At 70.8% G+C, this 16,560-nt stretch carries 12 protein-coding genes; 5 read left to right on the top strand and 7 right to left on the bottom strand.

Going from position 1 to position 16,560, the window contains the following annotated elements; all coding sequences use genetic code 11:
• Nucleotides 1-9 precede the first annotated feature (9 nt).
• Complete coding sequence (locus tag GGE06_RS09280; RefSeq protein ID WP_116156979.1) at nucleotides 10-972, top strand: alpha/beta hydrolase; 963 nt, start codon at nucleotides 10-12, stop codon at nucleotides 970-972.
• Nucleotides 973-1,040: 68 nt separating this feature from the next.
• On the opposite strand, the gene GGE06_RS09275 is transcribed toward GGE06_RS09280, so the two are convergent.
• Both GGE06_RS09275 and GGE06_RS09270 read right to left on the bottom strand, forming a co-directional pair.
• Nucleotides 1,041-3,860 carry an ABC transporter permease subunit gene (locus tag GGE06_RS09275; RefSeq protein WP_184930493.1) on the bottom strand — a complete coding sequence of 940 codons (2,820 nt, stop codon included), beginning with the start codon at nucleotides 3,858-3,860 and terminating at the stop codon, nucleotides 1,041-1,043.
• Nucleotides 3,861-3,962: 102 nt separating this feature from the next.
• The gene (locus GGE06_RS09270; RefSeq protein ID WP_312883070.1) at nucleotides 3,963-6,176 is read right to left on the bottom strand and encodes an ATP-binding protein; all 2,214 of its coding nucleotides are present in this window, start codon (nucleotides 6,174-6,176) and stop codon (nucleotides 3,963-3,965) included.
• 339 nt (nucleotides 6,177-6,515) lie between these two features.
• Between GGE06_RS09270 and GGE06_RS09265 the strand changes: the two genes are divergently transcribed.
• Nucleotides 6,516-7,400 carry a TIGR03619 family F420-dependent LLM class oxidoreductase gene (locus GGE06_RS09265; protein ID WP_116156981.1) on the top strand — a complete coding sequence of 295 codons (885 nt, stop codon included), beginning with the start codon at nucleotides 6,516-6,518 and terminating at the stop codon, nucleotides 7,398-7,400.
• Between the two features lie 48 nt (nucleotides 7,401-7,448).
• A complete protein-coding gene (locus tag GGE06_RS09260) occupies nucleotides 7,449-8,288 on the top strand; it encodes an SDR family NAD(P)-dependent oxidoreductase (RefSeq protein WP_184930492.1) in 840 nt (279 codons plus the stop codon).
• A gap of 91 nt (nucleotides 8,289-8,379) precedes the next feature.
• On the opposite strand, the gene GGE06_RS09255 is transcribed toward GGE06_RS09260, so the two are convergent.
• The 5 genes from GGE06_RS09255 to GGE06_RS09235 all read right to left on the bottom strand — a co-directional run bounded on the left by GGE06_RS09255 (nucleotide 8,380) and on the right by GGE06_RS09235 (nucleotide 14,058).
• Entirely contained in the window at nucleotides 8,380-9,210 is an 831-nt protein-coding gene (locus tag GGE06_RS09255) for an SGNH/GDSL hydrolase family protein (RefSeq protein WP_116156983.1), read from the bottom strand.
• 34 nt (nucleotides 9,211-9,244) lie between these two features.
• The gene (locus GGE06_RS09250) at nucleotides 9,245-10,087 is read right to left on the bottom strand and encodes a formylglycine-generating enzyme family protein (RefSeq protein ID WP_184930628.1); all 843 of its coding nucleotides are present in this window, start codon (nucleotides 10,085-10,087) and stop codon (nucleotides 9,245-9,247) included.
• 161 nt (nucleotides 10,088-10,248) lie between these two features.
• Nucleotides 10,249-11,589 carry an MFS transporter gene (locus GGE06_RS09245; protein ID WP_184930491.1) on the bottom strand — a complete coding sequence of 447 codons (1,341 nt, stop codon included), beginning with the start codon at nucleotides 11,587-11,589 and terminating at the stop codon, nucleotides 10,249-10,251.
• Nucleotides 11,590-11,701: 112 nt separating this feature from the next.
• Nucleotides 11,702-13,468 carry a sulfatase gene (locus GGE06_RS09240; protein WP_184930490.1) on the bottom strand — a complete coding sequence of 589 codons (1,767 nt, stop codon included), beginning with the start codon at nucleotides 13,466-13,468 and terminating at the stop codon, nucleotides 11,702-11,704.
• Entirely contained in the window at nucleotides 13,465-14,058 is a 594-nt protein-coding gene (locus GGE06_RS09235) for a PadR family transcriptional regulator (RefSeq protein ID WP_181924396.1), read from the bottom strand. Before GGE06_RS09235 ends, GGE06_RS09240 begins: the two co-directional genes overlap by 4 nt.
• A gap of 532 nt (nucleotides 14,059-14,590) precedes the next feature.
• Between GGE06_RS09235 and GGE06_RS09230 the strand changes: the two genes are divergently transcribed.
• Together GGE06_RS09230 and GGE06_RS09225 are read left to right on the top strand one after the other, a co-directional pair.
• Nucleotides 14,591-15,361, top strand: a complete 771-nt coding sequence (locus tag GGE06_RS09230) for a hypothetical protein (protein WP_184930489.1) — start codon at nucleotides 14,591-14,593, stop codon at nucleotides 15,359-15,361.
• An 840-nt stretch (nucleotides 15,362-16,201) separates the two neighbouring features.
• Complete coding sequence (locus GGE06_RS09225; protein WP_184930488.1) at nucleotides 16,202-16,501, top strand: hypothetical protein; 300 nt, start codon at nucleotides 16,202-16,204, stop codon at nucleotides 16,499-16,501.
• The last annotated feature ends 59 nt before the right edge of the window (nucleotides 16,502-16,560 follow it).

The following is a 16,560-nucleotide window of genomic DNA, read 5'->3' as shown; positions in this document are numbered from 1 at the left end:
AAGCTGCCCATGCCCCTCGCTCCCGAGATCAAGGAACTCATGGCCATGATCGCCGAGGCTCCGCCCGAGGTGATCGGTGGCCCCGACCTCACCATCGAGGAGGCCAGGGAGCTGGTCGAGGTCGGCGCCGCCCTGACCACTCCGCCCGAGCAGCGCAGCACGGTCGCCTCCGCCGAAGACCACACCGTCCCGGGCCCTGCCGGTCCGGTTCCGGTACGGGTGTACCGGCCGGCGCGGACCACGTCCTCCCCCGTACCCACCCTGCTGTGGGCGCACGGTGGCGGCTGGTGCTCCGGAAGCCTGGAGACCGCCGACACCGCGGCCCGCGCCCTGTGCTCGCTCGCCGAGGTCGTCGTGGTGTCCGTCGGCTATCGCCTCGCCCCCGAGGCGCCCTTCCCCGCCGGTCTCGACGACTGCGCCGCCGCCCTCGCCTGGGTGCGGGGCACCGTCGCGGAGCTCGGCGGCGACCCGGCCCGCATCGGTGTCGGTGGCGACAGCGCCGGCGGCAACCTCGCCGCCGTCCTGGCCCAGGCCGTCGGCTCCCACGGTGTCCCCCTGGCCGCCCAGATGCTCGTCTACCCGGCCACCGACCTGGACCTGACCACCGACGCCTATCCGTCACGCGAAGCACTGGGGACCGGCTACCTCTTCGAGACCGCTGAACTGGTCCGCTGCGTCGAGCGCTACCTCACGGCCGGCGATGACCCGGCCGACCCCCGTGTCTCCCCGCTTCGAGGCACCGATCTGTCCACCACGCCTCCGGCCCTGATCGTCACCGTCGAATACGACCCGCTGCGTGACGAGGGGACCGCCTACGCGGCCAGGCTCCGTGCCGCCGGTGTCCCCGTGGTCCACCAGGACGTCGCCGGCCTCGCCCATGGCACCTTCGACATGCTCGGCCTGTCCGAGACCGCCCGCACCGCCATGGCCGAAGCGGCGCGCGCCTTGAAAGCCCTCTTCGCCTCGCGGTGACCCGGCACTGAGGCGGTGTGGGCTCTCGGAGCCCACACCGCCTCAGTGCTGTGTCACACGCCTCCCTCTCACGGTGTCGCCGACGATCCGCTGCGCGCGATGGCCCGCTCGTCGGTCCCCAGGTAGCCGGCGACGACCCGCGGATCGTGGCGCACCGCGTCCGGCGTCCCTTCGGCGATGACCCGGCCGGTCTCCAGGCAGTACACGCGATCGCTGATCCCCATGATCAGCGGCATGTCGTGCTCGATGACGAGCATCGACGCACCGAGTTCGCGGCGGATCTCCAGGATCAGCGGCCCGAACGCCTCGGTCTCCCGCTGAGCGACCCCGGCGGTCGGCTCGTCCAGGCACAGCAGCCGGGCGTCGAGTGCGAGCAGCCCGGCGAGTTCGACGATCCGGCGGGTACCGGTCGACAGGTCGTTGATGAGCGTGTCGGCATGGCGTCCGAGCCCCAGGAAGTCGATCAGTTCGCGGGCCTCGGCGCGCTTGGCACGCTCCCCCTTCACCGAGCGGGGCAGCCAGAGCGCGGAGGACAGCAGTCCACTGCGGCCGCGCGCCTCCAGGGCGATCTGCACGGTCTCCCGCACCGTCAGTTCGGGGAAGAGCGTCGCCGCCTGGAAGGTGCGCCCAAGGCCGAGCGCCGCCCGGGCCGCCGGGTGTGTCCCGGACACCTCGCGTCCCAGCAGCGCGACGGTTCCGGCGGCCGGAACGAAGCCGCCGATCGCGTTCATCAGCGTCGACTTGCCCGCCCCGTTGGTGCCGATGAGGCCGACGATCTCATGGGGCCGGACGTCGAGGCTGACGCCGCTGACCGCCGTCACCCCGCCGAACCGTACGTGGATGTCCTTGATCGCGAGCACCGGCCGGTCTTCGGGCAGTGCGTCGCGTTCCGGCCGGGTCAGGACCTGCGGCGCCGACGGTACGGGGTCGGCCGGTGGCGGTCCCAGGCGTCGCTCGGCCCACCCCAGCAGGGCGTCGCGCGCGCTGTAGCCGATCTGGACGAGGCCGCCGGGAAAGTACAGGAGCAGGAGGAGCAGGCCCATGCTGGAGGCGAGGAGCGGCACCAGCGCGTTGCCGGGGAAGAACGCGGGCAGGCCGATGACCCACAATGCCCCGAGCACAGGTCCGCTGGTCGAGCCGATCCCGCCGATCACCACGACCGACACGAGCATCAGCGAGTCCTGGCTGCGGAAGTAGGCGTCTGTGTACGGAACGGACTGCAGCGCCCCGGCGAGCAGCGCGCCGCCGAGCCCCGCGACACCGCCGGCCAGCGCGAACGCCCTCAGTTTCACGCGCGCCGCCCGGACCGTGTAGGCCGCGGCGGTCGCCGGGTTGTCGCGGACGCCGATCGTGGTGCGGCCGACGCCGGTGCGGCGCAGCCGTCCGGTGACGACGAGCACCACGACGAGGACGGCCAGGACCACGTAGGAGTAGGAGCGCTGCGAGCTCACGTCGATCCCGAGGACGTGGCCGCGGGAGAACGACGCGGTGACCTGCGTCGGGCCGTCGTGGAACACGTCCTGCCGGAAGACCCACTGTTCGCAGGTCACGGCGAACGCGATCGTGCTGACCGCGAGCAGGAGCCCTCGGACGCGCAGCGCGCCGACACCGATCAGAGCCGCCAGCGCGGCGGTGAGCAGCGCTGCGAGGGCCACGGCTGTCGGGAAGGTGAGCCGGTCGAGGACCAGTTCCTTTTCGCCGCCGATGTCCAGGCGCAGGCCCCGGCTCAGTGCGGCGGCTGTCAGCGCCCCGATCCCGGCGAACGCCATCTGCCCCAGCGACAGTTGCCCGGCCCAGCCGGTGAGCACGGTGACCGAGGCGGCGCAGATCGCGTAGGCGAGGATCACCGTGTAGAGGAGGTGCTTGGAGGGCTGTGCGACGACCAGCGGGATCGCGATCGCGACGACGCCGAGCGCCGCGAGCCCGAACCGTTCCAGGTTCCGGACCCACCACAGCTCGCGCAGCCGCTCGGGTACGGGTCGGCGCTTCGGGGCGAAGGAGAACGTCGCGTTCTCGGCGTCCCGTCCGCGCCCGGCGGCGAAGACGGCGACGAGTACGAGCGCGAAGACGATGACGTCGGTCAGCCCGGGCCGGTCGAGCCAGTTGAACTGGATCACGGCCTGCAGGAGGCCGAGCCCGATGCCGGCGAGGAGGGCGATGTGGAAGGAGTACATGCGCGCGATGGCGGCGGCGGCGAGCGCCCGCATCAACGTGGTCGGCCCGAGTGCCGCGGGAGAGGTGACCGATCCCGTACGGCTCGATATGAGGATCATGCAGATCGTCGCGAGGAGCCCGGCGAGTGCCCACACCGCGGTCGACACGACTTTGGGGCTGATTCCGTTGAGGCGGGCCAGTTCGGGGTTGTCGGCCGAGGCGGTGGCGGCCCTGCCGAGCACGGTGTGGCCGAGGAGCCGGTTCAGCGCGAGTACGACGAGCGGTACGACGGCGAGGACGGCGATCTGCGCGGCGGTCACATCGACGCCGTGGAGTGGGTGCCAGGTCGAGCTGGACCAGACGGGATAGGTCTTGGCGGCGTCGACCTCGGGGTAGGCGGTGACGATCACCTGTGCGAGCTGGGCCACGCCGATGGTCGCCACGAGCAGGATGACGCGCGGCGCGGCGAACAGTCGCCGGACGACGGCCAGGTCGACGACGGCGCCGAACGCGGTCCCGGCGACCAGGGAGATCAGCAGGGCGGGCCAGAACGGCACGCCGTAGCGGACAGCGAGCAGGGAGAAGAGGGCCGAGCCGACCAGCCCCATGTTGGCCACGGCGAAGTTGATGACGCGCGTCGAGCGGTGGACCAGGACGACGCCCATCGCGAGCAGGCCGATGACGAGGCCGTCGACGAGGCCGTCGACGGCGAGTTGGCGGGTGAGGCTGATCATGCCGGGCACCGTCCTTGCCGAGCGCGCGGGGCGCGTGCGAAACCGTGGCCGTTGAGGAGTCCGACAGCCTGAGGGATGGGGTGACACGTCGTCGGCCGCACGTCAGGCACCGTCCTTGCCGAGGAAGACCGCACGTGCCAGGTCGTCGCGTTCGGCGAGCTCGCGAGCGTCGCCGACGAACCTGACCTGCCCCTTCTCGAGGAATACCGCCCGGTCGGCGATCGCGAGGGCGACGTTCAGGGACTGTTCGACGATGACGATCGTCAGCCCGTCCGTCTTGAGGCGCTCGATCACCGTCAGCAGGTCCTGCACCACCGCCGGTGCCAGGCCCAAGGACAGTTCGTCGATCAGCAGCACCTCGGGGTCGTGCATCAGGACCATGGCGAGCGCGAGCATCTGCTGCTGGCCGCCGGACAGCGATCCGGCACGCCGGTCCAGGCGGTCGGCGATGTCCGGGAACAGTTCCAGGACATGGGCGAGGCGGGCCGCGCGATGGGCCTGGTCGGTCTCGCGCAGCTGGAAGCCGCCCATGTCCAGGTTCTCTTTGACGGTCATGGCTCCGAACACGCCTTTTCCGCCGGGCAGCAGGCGGATGCCGAAGCGGCCGCGCTGCTCCGGGGACACGTAGGTGATGGTCTGTCCGTTGAGGCGGACCACGCCCCGCGAGGGCGTTCCCAGGCCGCAGACCGCTTTGAGGATCGTGGACTTGCCCGCGCCGTTCGTGCCCAGCAGGGCCAGTACCTCGCCGCGCCGCACGTCGAAGCCGACGCCGAACAGCACCTGCACGTTGCCGTAGGCGAAGTCGATGTCGGCGACCTGCAGTACCGGGACACTGGCCGGGGCCTGCGCCTGACGTTCCTGTTCGGCCAGTTCCTCCCGGAGCTCGTGGACGACCAGGGACAGGTCGTTCCTGATGTACGAAGCGCTGCGGATCAGCAGGACGGCGCCCACGAGCGTCGACGGGACGCCGATCACCAGCGCCGCGACCCGGGCGTCGTAGGAGGCCAGGAACAGTGCGGACAGCAGTGATCCGCCGGTGGCGCCGATGAAGAAGATGTAGACGGCGGCGAGTGCCATGCCGAGGCCGCGCAGCCGGTAGGGCGATACGGACTGCATCACCGGGCCGGTCATCGCGAAGGCGGTCGACAGCAGGATCAGTGGCAGCATCTGCAGGATGACGAACGCGGGAGCGGTGGGCATGAACCACTGGATCGGCGTGATGAGGGCGGTCGGCAGGATCAGGTAGCCGACGAGTCTCAGGGCGCGTGCCGGGTCGGTGCGGTACAGGCGGTCGTAGCGGGGCCCGACGAACGGCAGGACGGCCAGCACGCCGAGGCCGCCGAGGGTGCCGTAGACGCCGCGGGCGAAGGTGCTGAGGCCGAAATGGTCCTGCATCCACAGGTTCGTCAGGACCGGTCCGGTGAACAGGCTGAAACCCAGGGCGGCGAAGGCCAGGATGACGGTTCTGGTGGTGCGGATCTGCATCAGGCGGGCGAAAGCCGCCTCAAGGGAGATCGGCATGGGTCTCTCGTGGTCGATGACTTCGCCGAGGACGGCTTTCATCTCGTTCTGGCCGCGCCGGGGTTCGGGCAGCCGGAACGCGAGCAGGGCCACGACCGCGGTCGGGATGCCGAGGGCGAAGAACGCCCAGCGCCAGCCCTCGGTCCCGCCGGCCAGTGCGGCGATGCCGCCGACCGCCAGGGGGCTGAGCGTCGCGGCCAGGCGGCCGGCGAACCCTCCGGCGGCGGCGAGACGGCCGCGAACGGCGATCGGGTAGGTGTCGGCGTTCAGCGAGCCGTGGACGGGCAGCGTGCTGGACTTGGCGACCCCCACGCCGAGCCGGGCCAGGAACAGCAGGAAGGCGTTGGCGGCCAATCCGCTCGCGACCACCATCGCGGCGAACGCCAGGCCGGCCCATCCGGCGACCCGGCCACGACGGCACCGGTCGGCCAGCCGGCCCATCGGCAGCGCACCGAGCACCAGGAACGCCCCGGAGGCGGCGGACAGAGCCACGATCGCGCCGTCGCTCATCCCGAAGGAGTCCCGGATGTCGGGGGCCAGGACCCCGAGCGTCGCGCTCTCCAGTTCGTCGAACGCCGCCAGGGCGGTCAAGGTGACGAACGTCGCCGAGCCGCCGGCGGCCAGCCCCTGGCGCAGGGTCAGATGTTCACCGCCGACGCCGGGCAGGAGGTCGTCGGCGAACAGAATCTCCTGCCCGGCGCGGGCTTCCTGGGCGCGTTCGGCCTCGGCCTCCATCAGTCCGGCCGCCAGCCCGGCAGCCGACGGCGGGGTCCCGGCGGGGTCCGAGGTGGTCACCGGCAGTCCAGGCGACGGGCGGTCGAGCAGCGGGGGACGAGTGGCATTCGCACTCCCAGGGAGTCGGGTCCTGCGCATGGGGAATGACGATGGCAATGTGCGTAAGAACGCATGGGGCATCGTGAGACGACCGCAAATACCTGTCAATAGCGCAGTTGATTCCTCATGACTAAGTGCACAAGAACCTAGATCATCACCGCAACGCTCTTGTTCTGGCGCTCCCAGCCCTGCCATCATCGACCGAGCCACGATCCCTGACGGTCCGTCAGGCATGTGTTCCGTCCTGTCCCGGCTCCGCCTGCGCCGGTCCGGAACCCCTGAAGACAAGGAAGCGCGGCCATGAAGTTCTGGCTGTCACCGGCCTTCTGCGACACCGCCCACCTCATCGGCCTGGCTCGGGCCGCCGAGGAGCACGGATACGAGGGCATCGCCGTCCCCGACCACCTGTTCCACCCGGTCGAGCTCTCGGCGCCCTACCCCTACACCCCCGACGGCTCCCGCTATTGGACCGCCGCCACACACTGGCCGGACCCATGGACCGCCATCGCGGCCATGGCAGCGGTGACGACCCGCCTGCGGTTCACCACCAACGTCTACGTGGCCCCGGTCCGCGACCTGCTCACCGTCGCCAAGTCGGTGGGCACCGCGGCTTGCCTCTCCCAGGACGCCCGAGGCCGGCACCGGGTCGCCCTCGGCGTCGGCCCTGGCTGGTGCGAGGACGAGTTCAAGGCCACCGGCCAGCCGTTCGCCGAACGCGGCAGGCGTCTGGACGAGATGCTCGTAGCACTCAAGGCCCTGTGGTCCGGCGAGGTCGTCGAGATCGACGGCCCGAACTACACCCTCCCCAAGGCATCCATCTGCCCCACCCCGGCCACCTCGATCCCGGTCTACGTCGGCGGCGAATCGGACGTCGCCCTACGCCGCGCGGCCCGCAACGACGGGTGGATCGGCATCTACTACACGATGGAGGACGCCGAGAAGGTCCTCGGCCGCCTCCGGCAGGCCCGCGAGAAGGCGGGCACCGCCGACCGGCCGTTCCGGACGATGCTCGCCGTACTGGCAGACCCCACCCCGACGACGTGCGCCCGGCTGGAGGAGTGGGGCGTCACGGATCTGTTCTGCGCGCCCTGGATGAACGACGTCCACGCGCTGACGCCGCCGGGGCCTTCGCTGGAGGCGATGGTGGACGCTCTCGCGGACTTCGCCGAGCGATACGTGAAGTAGCGGCGCCCGCAACTCTCCATCGCCCCATTCGAATCCCGGAGGATGACCATGCCCGCACATGCAGAGCTCGAAGGCCGCACGGCACTCGTGACCGGCGGCGCCAGCGGGATCGGCGCGGCCCTTTGCGCCGAGCTGTCCGACCGCGGAATGGCGATCGTGGTCGCCGATATCGACTACGAGGGCGCGCAGCGCGTCGCCGCCGGGCTCAGACAGCGCGGCGGCACGGCACTGGCGGTGGCCGTCGACGTCAGCGACCCCGATTCGGTCGAGCGGCTGGCTCAGGCCGCGTACGCGGAATACGGATCGGTGGAACTGCTCTGCAACAACGCCGGCGTGCTGCTCTTCGGCACCATCGAGGACTCCTCCCTGGGCGACTGGCGATGGCTGGCGTCCGTCAACGTCGAGGGGCTCCTCAACAGCCTGCACGCATTCCTGCCACGGATGAGTGCGCAGACCGGCTGGAAGCACGTGATGAACACCGCGTCCACGCACGCGTTCCTGGCAGACCCCTCCTTCACCGCCCTCTACACCGCCACCAAGCAGGCCATCGTCGCCGTGACCCAGGGGCTGAGACACGAGCTGCGGGAGCAGGGTTTCGGCGTGACCCTGCTGTGCCCCGGCCAGGCCGACACCCGCATCCTGGACTCCCAGCGCAACCGCCCCGAACGGTTCGGCCGCCGCGCCGACGAACCCTTCGGGACCGGCGACGTCCCCCTCGCGATCGGCGTCGACGAGGTGGCCCGGCGAGCGGTCGCGGGCCTCCTCGCCGACGCGGAGATCGTCTTCGCGCTGCCGTCCGAGGGCCTGGAACAGTTCCGTGGCCAGTTGGAGGAGTGGTGGCGGCTGGCGGACGACGCTCTTGTCCGCCACACCGAGCCGCTGGCCTGACACAGGCCTGACGGCCACCGGCCCGGGCCCCGCAGGAGGCGGGTCCCGGGCCGTCAGTATGCCCGCGTCGGAGCGGGTGGCCCGCTCGCGTTCAGGCGGCGTTCTGGAGGGCGGGCAGGTAGGCGCCCGACTGGCCGGCCGCGTTGGGATGGAAGGACTGCCCGATGGGCCAGTTGAGGGCATGGAGCCAGGGTGTGCCGTCGCACAGTTGGTGGCCCGTGAAACGGTCGGCGACGTCTTCGTAGACGAAGCCGCTGTGCTGGGCGACCTCGTCGCGGATCACGCTGTTGAGGACGTCGGCTCCCTTGTTGAGCGCGGTGCGCTTGGTGGCGCTGATGCCGGGGCAGGCCGGGACGTCGAGGTCGTAGAACCTCGGGTAGCCGAGGATCACGACGCGAGCCTGTGGGGCGCGGGTGCGGATGGCGTCGTAGACGGCGTCGAGTTTGCCGGGGAGTTCGGCGTGTGCGGTGGTCTCGGCGGTGGCGATGGCGTCGAGGCAGGCGCTGTCACTGCCGAACAGGCAGGTGGCCATGACCGTGCCGAGACCGATGTCATTGCCTCCGATGGTCATGCTGACCAGCGTGGTGGTGTCGCCCAGCGGAGCCAGCTGCTTGTCGAGGACGTCGGTGGTCTTCGCGGCGCCGCACGCCTGGAAGTCGAAGCTGGCGGGGGCGGTGAGCTGGTTGTAGAGGTAGGGGTACGAGTTGACGCTCTGGTTGCAGTCGTTGAGGTAGGTGGTCGAGGAACCGCCGCCGGCGGAGTAGGAGTCGCCGAGGGCCACGTAGTGGACCCCCGTGGCGGGGGCGGCGTGTGCGGGGTCGGTCGTGGTGAGGCCGAGGGCCGTGGTCGTCAGCGCGGCGAGGACGGCGGCGAGGGCACGGACGCGGGTTCTGGGCATGCCGAAGGTACGGCTCTTGCGCATGGGGTCTCCTGGCGGTGCGTACGGGACGGGGTGCTCAGGCGCTGCGGGCGCAGCGGAATCCGGCGTGGCCGCTGGTGCTGTCGGGGGTGTTCGCGGTGCGGGCGGCGACGCGGTAGCGGTTGCAGTAGGAGCGGTGGCACAGGTGGGAGCCGCCGCGGATGACCTTCGCGGTTCCGGTGGCGGGGCCGGCCGGATCGTCCGGCGGGCGCCGGGCGGGATGGTCGGTGGTCCACCAGTCGGCGCACCACTCCCATACGTTGCCCGAGGTGTTGTACAGGCCGTATCCGTTCGGCTCGAAGGCGTCGACCGGCGCGGTGCCGCGGAAGCCGTCGGCGGCGGTGTTCTTGGTGGGGAAGGTTCCCCGCCAGATGTTGCAGCGGTGGGCGCCGCCCAGGTCGAGTTCGTCGCCCCAGGGGTAGCGCTTCTGCTCCAGGCCCCCGCGGGCGGCGTACTCCCACTCGGCCTCGGTCGGCAGGCGCTTGCCGGCCCAGGCCGCGTAGGCGGCCGCATCGTTCCAGGAGACGTGCACGACCGGGTGGTCTCCGCGCCCTTCCAGCGTGCTTCCGGGTCCCTCGGGCCTGTTCCAGACGGCCCCGGACACTCCACACCACCACGGGGTGCGTTCCGGGCGTGGAGCACCACGCCGCAGCGCGGCGGGCAGAAAGCCGGCGAACACGTACGACCAGCCGAAGCGCTCGGCTTCGGTGACATGACCGGTGTCGAAGACGAACCGGGCGAAGGCGTCGTTGGTGACGGCACAGGTGTCGATGAGGAACGGCTTCAGCCGCACCCTCCTGATGGGTCCCTCACCGTCGCCGGGAAAGCCTTCCGCGTCGTCCGTGCCCATGAGGAACTCGCCTCCTGGCAGCATCACCATCCCGACGGCCGAGGTGTCGTGCCGTGGCCGCGGTGGCGAGAGCGGCCGAAGAGGTGCGTCAGGGAGGCCGGGCCGCCGTCCGGGTGCGCAGCAGGCGGCCGGGGTGCCGGGGGCGTACCGTTCCGCCTCCTCGCCCTGAACCGGCGCGAAGGGTCCCTGGCTCATGACAGGGCCTGCTCGCGCCGCTGGTCGAGCTCGGCCTGCAGGCGGACGGTGTCGCGGGCGTACGTACGGTGCAGCAGGGTCAGGAACGCCCCGTTGACCAGCATCAGGATCACCAGGACCCACAGGAAGACGGGCCGCAGCCCGATCGCGTCGCCGAGGAAGCCGGCACCGAGCCCGAACAGGGCCCAGGCGATCGCCTCGAAGACGGAGACGTAGAGGGTGAAGGCCGCAGGCCGCAGCTCGGGCGGGACCACGGCCATGATCATCGGCCGGTTGATGCCCGGGTTGACGCCCTGCGCCACCCCCATGAGGCCGAAGAACAGCGCGTACAACCCGATGCCGCCGTAGTGGAACTGGGTACCGAGGAATGCCAGGGCGGCGAAGAGGATCTGGGCCCCCTGGAGCACGGCGGGCAGGCCGTGGCGCGGGCTGAGGCGGGCGGCCCGGTCGGCGGCCAGGCCGCCGAGGATCGTTCCGGCGAAGTAGCCGATCCCCAGGGGCATGAGGACGACGGACGCGGTCTGAGTGGTGAAGCCGTAGACCTCGACGAGGAAGACGACGGCGAAGGAGAAGACGAGGAGGTGGCCGGAGAGGAGCCGGGAGACGAGAAGGACCACCAGGGTGGGGATCTTCAGGAGGGAGGCGACTTGGCGTCGGTTCACCAGGCCGGTGGCGTTCCGGGTGGCGGGGTCGAGGTCGGCGAGCTGCGGCTCGGAGGCGCCCCGGCCCGGGTCGCGCAGGAACCGCCACAGCGCGAGGCCGAAGAGGATGCTGAACGTGCCGATCGCCCACAGGCCCCAGCGCCACCCGTCTTCCACGCCCGCCAACTGCCCCTTGAGCGCGGCGAAGACCGACGACGCCAGCGCGGTCGCCCCGAAGAGCATGCCGACGGCCCGGCCGCGGGACAAGCTGTCGAACAGGTCACCGACGAAGGTGGTGATGATCGGGTGGGCTCCGGCGTATCCGGCGGTGAGCAGGGTCGAGAACAGCAGGAGCTGGGTGAAGTTCTGCGCGAAGCCCGCGGCGATGCCCCATACGCCCCACATGCCGGCGCAGAGGACGAGCACCGCCTTGCGGGACCAGCGCTCTGCGGCCCACACCCACAGCGGTGTGGTGATCACGCCGATCAGTTTGCCGGCGGCGGTCAGGACTCCCAGAGCTCCGAGCGAAAGCCCGAGGGCCTGCCGGATCACCGGGAACAGGCCGCCGATCATGCCGGCCTCGGTGTTGTCGACGAGCATGGCGCCGCCCAGGAGCGACAGCTGCCGCCAGCGGCCGGGAACTCTGGTGTTCGGGGCCCGTCCGGTTCTGGAGGGATCGTGGATAAGCTCGGGCATGGCGCCTCGCTTCCTCTAGGTGTGTGGTCTCTTCGCTGGAGATGCACGGGGAAAGGGGTGTGTCGGCTGGTGACGGGGCGGCAACCCCGTCACCGGCCATTTCGTTGGTGGCTCAGAGTGCGGCGAGTTCCTCGGCGACCGCCATGAGCGCGTCGCGGGGCATGGCCCCGGCCGCCACCGCCGCGACGTCGATCAGCGGCATGGGCCCGAGGAGCTGGAGGAGCTCGGAGTCGAACAGGCCGGGCAGATGCCTGCGCAGGACGACGGAGGTGACCGGGTCGGACATCAGCGTCCGCATCGGCGTCCGCAGCGACACCCGCCCGGCCGGGAACTCCTCGGGACGCGGCAGCGCCTCCGCAGCCCGCTCGGCCTGGGCGCGCTGGGCGCGCACCAGCAGGTGCTTCTCGGTCACCGGGCCGTCGGCCGGCAGCCCGAGCCGCTCGAACTGGCTCGGCGGCGCGTCACCCTCCCGCAGCAGGCCGACCAGCAGGGAGGCCATGCGCAGCTCGACCTCGTCGTCGACCAGCGGGGCCAGCTGCTCCGGATCGCTCTCCAGGTCGAACAGGAGGGTGCCGTGCTGATAGGGATTGAGGAGGCTGCGTCCGGGCGTGCGCAGGGTACGGACGCCCTTGGTGAAGCCGAACGGCTCGGCCAGCTCCGCGTCCACCAGCTCGGCCGGGCTGAACCGGCCGCGCATGTGGGTGGGCATCAGCGTGTGCTCGTACAGCGGGGCGTTGTCGGGTGAGACGGGTGCCCGCATGTACACGTACCGGCCGTCGGTGACGTTGACGTGCCCGCCGTGCGCGCCGAACAGCCCCGCCTCGCGCACGGGTGTGTCCTCGCCGACCGGCAGTGGCACTCCCTGCATGTCGGCCGGGCGGTCGACGCCGAAGTACTCCAGGATCGTGGGCGCCAGGTCGATCGTCTGCACGAGCGCCGAACGCCGTTCGCCGGCCGTCTCCGGGCGGCGCGGGTCCCAGGCGAACAGGGGCAGATGGACGAGCTCGTTGTACCAGGGCTGCACCCACTTGGCCCACCATCCCTTCTCGCCCAGCAGGAACCCGTGGTCGGTGTTGACGATCAGGAGCGTGTCGTCCCACAGCTCCAGTTCGTCCATGGTGTCCAGGACGCGGCCGAGCGAGCGGTCGCACATGGACAGCAGCGCCGCGTACTCGAAGCGGGCGTGCGCCACCTGGTCGTCGGTCTCGGTCACCCGCTTGTAGTCGGGCCAGTCGAAGTGCGGCCCGTCGTACTCGTGCGGGTAGAGGTCCTTGTACCGCTGGTGGGAGAAGAAGGGCTCGTGCGGGTCGAAGGTCTCGATCTGTACGAACCAGCGGTCGGCGTCCTTGTTGGTGCGGACGAACTCCAGGCCGGCGTCGAAGGTCAGCGTCTGCGGATGCCGGTCCTCCGTCGCCATGTAGGAGCGGTTGATCCAGTCCTGGCGGTACGCAGGGGTCCGCATTCGCTTCAGCCCCTCGGGCATCTCGGGGGCGGCGACGTGGCCCTTCCACGGGTCGCCCTCCTGCCCGCGGAAGAACTCCCAGGTGTTGTACCGGCCGTGGTACGTCGCTCCGCCGTCCTCCCAGTAGTGCGGATGGTCGCTCGCGAGGTGGGTGTAGACGCCGTTCTGCGAGAGCAGCTCCGGCATCGAGTCGTCGAACGGCTCCAGCGGTCCCCAGCTGCGGTGCAGGAAGTTGTAGCGGCCGGTGTGCAGTTCGCGGCGGGCCGGCATGCACGGCAGGGAGCCCGCGTACGCGTTGTCGTACGTGACCGCCCGTTCGGCGAGGCGCGCGAAGTTCGGCGTATGGGTCCAGTCGGATCCGTACGGCGGCAGCATGCGCCGGTTGAGACTGTCGAACATGACCATGATGGCCTTCATGCGGAGGAATCCCCTCTCTCTGTGTCCGGCGTCCGGTGGTGTTCGAGGCGGTGCCGCATGCCCTCAAGCCAGTCCACCCAGGTGTCGACCGCCGACGAGCCGTACGCGTGCAGCTCGTCGAACACCTCCTGTGCCAGCTCCCGGTCCATCTCGGGCGGTTGGCCCTCGAAACGAAGCGTGCGGTCGCGGTCGCGGTTGCGGGCGATCTGGGCGCGCCGGTAGGCGAGTTCGGTGTCGATCAGAGCGATCGCGGCGTGCCGGTCGAGCGGGGCGGTGAAGGCGAACCGGGCCAGGAAGTCCGGGTCTTGGAACCGGCTGGTCGGCTCGTACGGCGAACGAACCCACTCCCACAGCACCTCACGCCCACGCGGGGTGAGCCGGTACACCTTCGCGTCCGGCCGCCCCTCCCGCGGGTCGACGTCGAACGCCACCCAGCCGTCGGCCGTCATCCGGCCGAGCAGCCGGTAGATCTGGCTGTGATGCGCCCGCGACCGCAGGAACTGTCCCTCCGACTCGACCCAACGCCCCAGATCGAAACCGCTCCGCGGACGTCCCGCGATCAAAGCGAGCAGCACGTACTCGAACTTCACCGACCCACCGCCCCTATGTGCACTGTCACCTATGTGTCTAGTGTTGTAGGGCCTGCGGAGGGAGACGTCAACGGATCCGGCACGCACTTATCAAGGCCGTATCGAGCCGTTCATGTTCAGGACCGGCCGATCCCGACAGACCAGCGGGCGAACGGAGCCCTCAGATGCCGACACGCGATGGACTGCGAGCGGGCGGCCGTTGGCAGATCCCCGCCCAGCTCACCTGGCACGTGGCCGGCCCCGTCCCTGGCTTCGTCGTCGGGCACCTCCGGTGTGCCGGGTCGCCCAACGGCTGGGACCCCTCCCAGCCGACACACCGGAGCCTTGTTGTGGATCGTGGACGGCGCACTGATCCCGACACGGGACCGGAACGCCCGGCGCTCGGTTACGCGAGTGGCGTCGATCGTTCGCGACGGTCCATCGGTTTCCTTAGGAACCGTTCCTCCCGTCCACTCGTCATCTCTCGACGGGTTGCTCCTGCACCGACGTGGCGGCCGCCTTCGCTCTTCACCGTCCAAGACCGAGGAGATCCATGGCCGACACCGTCCACTCGCTGATCGCCCGCCTTCACGAGCTGCTCGTGACGCACCTGACCGACGGGGCCGTCGACATCGCCCCGGGCCTCCACGACGTCGTGGATCGGGGCGCGGCGCTCGGACCCGACGGGGCGTGGATCGCCGCCGGCGCTCACGCGAACCTCAGCGGCATGGCCCTCGTGCATGGGCAGGAGGACCGGGCGGTCTCCCACCTCGAAGCCGCAGTGGCGGCCGGCTACAACGACTGCGTGGCGCTGCACTCCGGCCCCGTGCTCCCACTGCACCAGGATCCGCGCTTCCGGGCCCTGTACCAGCGCATGCGCATCACCGAGGGCGACTTCGAGGAACTGTTCTGGCTGCACCAGGAGATGCGGACCGCGGTGAGGGACGCGCAGGACGCGATGGTCGACAACATCGGCCGCCTCGACACCGGGGTGTCCCCGCTCCCACAGGCCCCGCTGCCCACCCGCGAGCCGCACACCCAAGGCGTCCTGGCCACCCGCGTCGACCTCGCCGCGCTCCAGACCGCGCTCCAGCGGGCCGCCCTCAAGGCGGAGTTCCAGCGCGGTTCCGGTAACACCAGCCTTGATCTCATCGACGGCTCGTGGGACTACCCCAGGGCCAGGCGCGACGCCTGGCACGCCGACGCGTCGGACACCCGGCGCCAGCGGGCCGCCGAGGCCCGGGCCTTCGTCGAACGCCCCAGTGCCGGGTCGTCCCTCCTCGCCCCCTGCCCTCCGCTGGGCTCGATCACGTACCCGGCCTGATCCCAAGGAGGGCCGGGCTGGACGGAGGAGGGGCAGCACTTCGAGGGCCTGCAGGAGAGCCTCCTCCAGACGGGCCACCAGGCCACCCAGAAGCCCCTCGAGATGGCCGGAGGTCTCCTCATCAGCGTGGTCGGCGGCTGACCGACAGCACGCGATGCAAGACCGCTCGGTCGCTCATGGCTCCGTCCTCGCCCACGTCACCCATGGCCGTGCCGTACGGCCTGACACGCGGGCAGGACGGAGATCCTGCCGTGGCCCGACGCCGTACTGGCCCGACCGACGCCGCCCTGCCCCGCCGGATAGCCCTCAAGAGTGCCCGCAAGATCTCCGCGTACGGCGGCTGGCGCTCGGTCCTGGCCGTGCTCACGCATCCTGATGCGCCGTCACGACGATCCTCGCCAGCCCCTGGACCTCGGGAAAGGACGGATGCCTGCTCGGTTCTTCACCCGTGCCACCCACCGCGGCTCCAAGATCCGGACCATATCCGGTCCACGCTCCGGTATCGCCATGGAGAAACCGACGTTCGTGCTGGTCAGAAAGATGCCAAGCCTGTACCGCCAGCAGACGAAGAACCTGCTGGTCAGCTACTCCCCGAAGAAGCTGGGCTTCTTCTAGAGGCACAAAAAGAGGCGCCCGACCTGGGCTTTTGCCAGTCAGGCGCCTCTCGCTCGCCCTATCGGGAGCGAGGCCGCGTTCGTATCGAAACCCCTGATTCCTCCCACCGGTGTCCCGTTCCCGACCAGCGCTTCCGGACCGGTCGCGGACCCGGACACCGACTCACCGCGCAGGCGCCTCGCCCCGGCTGACGCGGTCCCGCTCCTCGATGGACTGCTCGATGAGGTGGTCGGGCTGCTCACGGACGCCGTCCCGGTCCAGGTCGGCCAGCCCGCGCTCCGGACGGAGCCGGGGACGGGCACCGAGGCCGTGAGGACGGCCGCGACGCGGGCGCGCGATCCGGGTCCCGACCAGCGGGTGCTGCTTCGCGTCGACCCGCAGCAGGCACCGGGGCGCCCGAGGCCGGTCTCGCCCGGATGGTCACCCTCGACCAACGGCGCGAGCGGTCGGGTGGCCGTGGAGGGCGACGGTCCGTGCCGCTTCGCGATCACCGGCCTCGAGATCGGACCCGCCGTGAGCACGTGAGCGAAGACGCTCGGCGCCGGTCCGCTCCGGGCGACACGCAGGGCCAGGCCCTGCCGCCG

Source organism: Streptomyces nymphaeiformis, from assembly GCF_014203895.1.
GTDB lineage: Bacteria > Actinomycetota > Actinomycetes > Streptomycetales > Streptomycetaceae > Streptomyces > Streptomyces nymphaeiformis.
Note: the sequence above shows the minus strand (reverse complement) of the source record. Positions and strands in the feature narration are given on the sequence as shown.